A 3,229-nucleotide genomic window follows, 5' to 3' on the forward strand; every position below is an offset into this window, starting at 1 on the left:
ACGATTGTATTCGGGTCGCTATGGGGCATTTCTCAGCCTTTGAATTGGGATATCTTCGCATAACGCTCTGCCTTGTTTCATGCAAGACGCGAGACCGTTCAAAGGCGCGTTTCTGTGCATATCGCGCGAAATCGCCCCTAAAACGCAAAAAGGCGTGCTTTTCAGCACGCCCTCGCAACATTCTATCAGCAGGTTTACTTGCTCATTTGTGACTTAACCAAGCCGATCACAGCCATCAAGACACCGCCACCAACGCCGCCGCCTGCAAAGCTTTGGATGATTGTGCCAAGGTCGATTCCACCTGCGCCAGTCGCCGCGTCAACAGCTGCGCCCATTCCGCCAGCGCCAAGCATGCCCAAGATCTGGCCACCAAGACCACCACCAACAATACCGGCAAGAGAGTTGCCAAGACCGCCGAGGTTGAGTTTCGGTGCCATTTTACCAACTGCGTTGCCGCCAATAGCGCCCGCGATCAACTGAATGATGATTTGTTCCATAGTACGTTCCTTTGCCAAGGTCTTATTGTGAATTGCAAAGCTGACCTTTCGCTTTGTTGTGCCCTGCCTAAAACATGCAAAGCATGCAAAAACAGGGGAGAAAACGCAGTGTTTTCCCCAAGTTGGCGTAAGTCGGACCGTAATTTTAGGAGTTTTGACGCATCAAGCGCGACTTTTGGCGCGCCCAATCGCGTTTGGCATCAGATGCACGTTTATCGTGATTTTTCTTACCCTTAGCGATGCCAATCTTAATTTTGACACGGCCTTTATGGTTGAAATACATCACCAAAGGCACAAGCGTCATGCCTTCGCGGCCAGTGGCTTGCCACAGCTTGGACAATTCACGTTTTGAGACCAGCAACTTACGCTTGCGCCGCTCTTCGTGCGGGAACATCGCTTGCTGGTAAGGCGCGATATAAGAATTAACCAACCAAAGTTCGTTGTCTTCAACTGCCGCATAGCTTTCGGCGATATTGGACCCGCCCGTGCGCAGGGATTTGACCTCAGAGCCTTCCAACAACATGCCACATTCGAGATCGCTCTCGATGGCATAGTCGTAGCGTGCGCGCCGATTTTCGGCGATCACTTTGTAGTTTTTCTCTTCTGCGGTCATTTTCTTTGCCATAATGCGGTTCAATTACGGCATCCGCGCGACAGTGTCCACTGGTCCGCATGCGCTGGCTCTGGCATATTGCTGTTAATAGCGGAGTATGACCGGCCATGTTTATTCAAATTTTTATCGGCACGTTTCTGATTTTAATGTCCGTAGCGGTCGCAACACTCGGTTTCTTGGTGTTCGAAATCATTCTCAATCGATCGCACAAATGGCTCATCAGGGAGCCGCATCGCCCGAAATTAGCCATCGTTTTGGCAGGCGCAGTGGTGGCCGTTTTATGGATGATCACAGCGGGTGTTTGGATCTGGGCGATCGCATTTCGCGTGCTGCATATTTTCGACAACTTCGAAGAGGCGCTTTATTTCGCACTCGTGTCCTTTACGACCTTGGGGTTCGGCGACCTGTTGTTGCCAATAGAATGGCGCCTGCTCAGCGGGTTGTGCGCGACCAACGGGCTTTTGAACATCGGGATGATGACAGCGCTCTTGATGGAAGTGCTGCGCCACGTGCGCCGCAACCAACTGGACTCTTTGCGAAAGCAAAAGCCACACGACTATTGAAACAAAAAGGGAGCCGAGGCCCCCTTTTCAAATCAGTACATGCAGCAGGCTAAGATTTAGAGCAAACCCGCGTGCTGCAAAGCCGCTTTGATTTGTGCTTTGGTGTCATCAGACACCGGCAGTAATGGCAAGCGCACGTCTTCTGGGCACAGATCCAAAAGCGACATCGCATATTTCACGCCGCACAAACCAGGCTCAACAAAGATCGCTTGGTGCAATGGCATCAGCTTGTCCGTGATCTCAAGCGCCAAAGCATAATCACCAGCCAATGTCGCCGCTTGCATTTCACTGCAAAGCTTAGGTGCAACGTTTGCTGTCACCGAAATACAGCCGCGCCCGCCGTGAGCGTTGAAGCCCAAAGCCGTCGCATCTTCGCCGGACATCTGCAAAAAGTCGGTGCCGCAAGTGATCCGCGTGGCAGGCACACGTGCAAGGTCTCCCGTAGCATCTTTGACGCCAACGATACGTGGCAACTTGGCCAAATCGCCCATTGTTTCAGGCAACATGTCGACGATAGAGCGGCCAGGAATGTTGTAGATAATGATCGGAATATCAGCAGCGTCATGGATCGCTGTGAAATGCGCAATCAGGCCTGCTTGCGTCGGTTTGTTGTAATACGGCGTCACAACCAAAGCTGCATCCGCGCCGACCTTGGCAGCGTGTTGCGCAAGATGGATGCTTTCAGCCGTATTGTTCGAGCCAGCGCCCGCAATCACAGGAATGCGACCCGCCGCTGTTTCAACAACAACTTCGACCACTTTTTCGTGCTCAGCATGCGTCAATGTTGGGCTTTCGCCAGTTGTCCCGACAGGAACCAAACCGTTTGTACCTTGGGCAATGTGCCACTCAACCAAGCGTTTGAGCGCGTCAAAGTCCACTGAGCCGTCCTTAAACGGCGTCACCAGGGCTGGAAATGACCCTTTAAACATTGTGCGCTCCTTTTCTTCTACAGAAAGGGCGATATCTGCCCGCGCGGACTGAATCGCCTCATTGAATTTCACGCGGAAACTAGCCGCCTTCGCAGGGAATGCCAAGAATGTGTCTTGCGACTTAACACACAAGCGCTACCTTTGTTGCAAAACGATCCATAAAAAATTGAGCACATGAGGCCCACACGCGATGATCCGCGCCATCTATACCGCTGTTTTTATAGCATTTTCTGCCACTGCACAGGCTCAATCGCCCGATGCGGATGCTTTACGTTCTGCCTACACATTTCGGACTGCAGGTGACTGGGATCGCGCAAAATCAGAGGCCACGGGCCTAGGGCGCGATGTCATCGAGTGGCATCGACTGCGCGCTGGCAAAGGAACCTTCGCGGAATACCGCGCATTTTTGCGTAAAAACCCCGATTGGCCAGGCTTGCCGCTTTTGGCCCAAATGGGCGAGAAATCGATCCCCAAGACAGGCGAAACGCGCCAAGTTATTGACTATCTCACCGCCTACCCACCCCGGACCGCCGCTGGCGCACTGCGTTTGATCGAAGCGTATGAAGCCACCGGCGCCAAGGGCGATGCGGCCGCACAGGCCGTGATCACATGGCGCGAAATCGCGCT

4 protein-coding genes and 1 pseudogene are annotated in these 3,229 nt (G+C 53.0%); 2 read left to right on the forward strand and 3 right to left on the reverse strand.

Translation table 11 applies throughout. The features are described 5' to 3' along the window. Positions 1-194 precede the first annotated feature (194 nt). Together ABF287_RS14820 and smpB are read right to left on the reverse strand one after the other, a co-directional pair. Positions 195-497: a hypothetical protein gene (locus tag ABF287_RS14820; protein ID WP_347185773.1), complete on the reverse strand. Its 303-nt coding sequence runs from the start codon at positions 495-497 to the stop codon at positions 195-197. Between the two features lie 145 nt (positions 498-642). After that, the gene (smpB, locus tag ABF287_RS14825) at positions 643-1,122 is read right to left on the reverse strand and encodes an SsrA-binding protein SmpB (RefSeq protein ID WP_347185774.1); all 480 of its coding nucleotides are present in this window, start codon (positions 1,120-1,122) and stop codon (positions 643-645) included. A gap of 95 nt (positions 1,123-1,217) precedes the next feature. Between smpB and ABF287_RS14830 the strand changes: the two genes are divergently transcribed. After that, entirely contained in the window at positions 1,218-1,673 is a 456-nt protein-coding gene (locus ABF287_RS14830; RefSeq protein WP_347185775.1) for an ion channel, read from the forward strand. Between the two features lie 56 nt (positions 1,674-1,729). On the opposite strand, the gene dapA is transcribed toward ABF287_RS14830, so the two are convergent. Next, the gene (gene dapA / locus ABF287_RS14835; RefSeq protein WP_347185776.1) at positions 1,730-2,602 is read right to left on the reverse strand and encodes a 4-hydroxy-tetrahydrodipicolinate synthase; all 873 of its coding nucleotides are present in this window, start codon (positions 2,600-2,602) and stop codon (positions 1,730-1,732) included. Positions 2,603-2,792: 190 nt separating this feature from the next. Between dapA and ABF287_RS14840 the strand changes: the two are divergent. After that, positions 2,793-3,229: pseudogene (locus ABF287_RS14840) on the forward strand (lytic transglycosylase domain-containing protein); the annotation flags it as partial.

This window comes from Pacificibacter sp. (assembly GCF_039769035.1).
Lineage (GTDB): Bacteria > Pseudomonadota > Alphaproteobacteria > Rhodobacterales > Rhodobacteraceae > Celeribacter.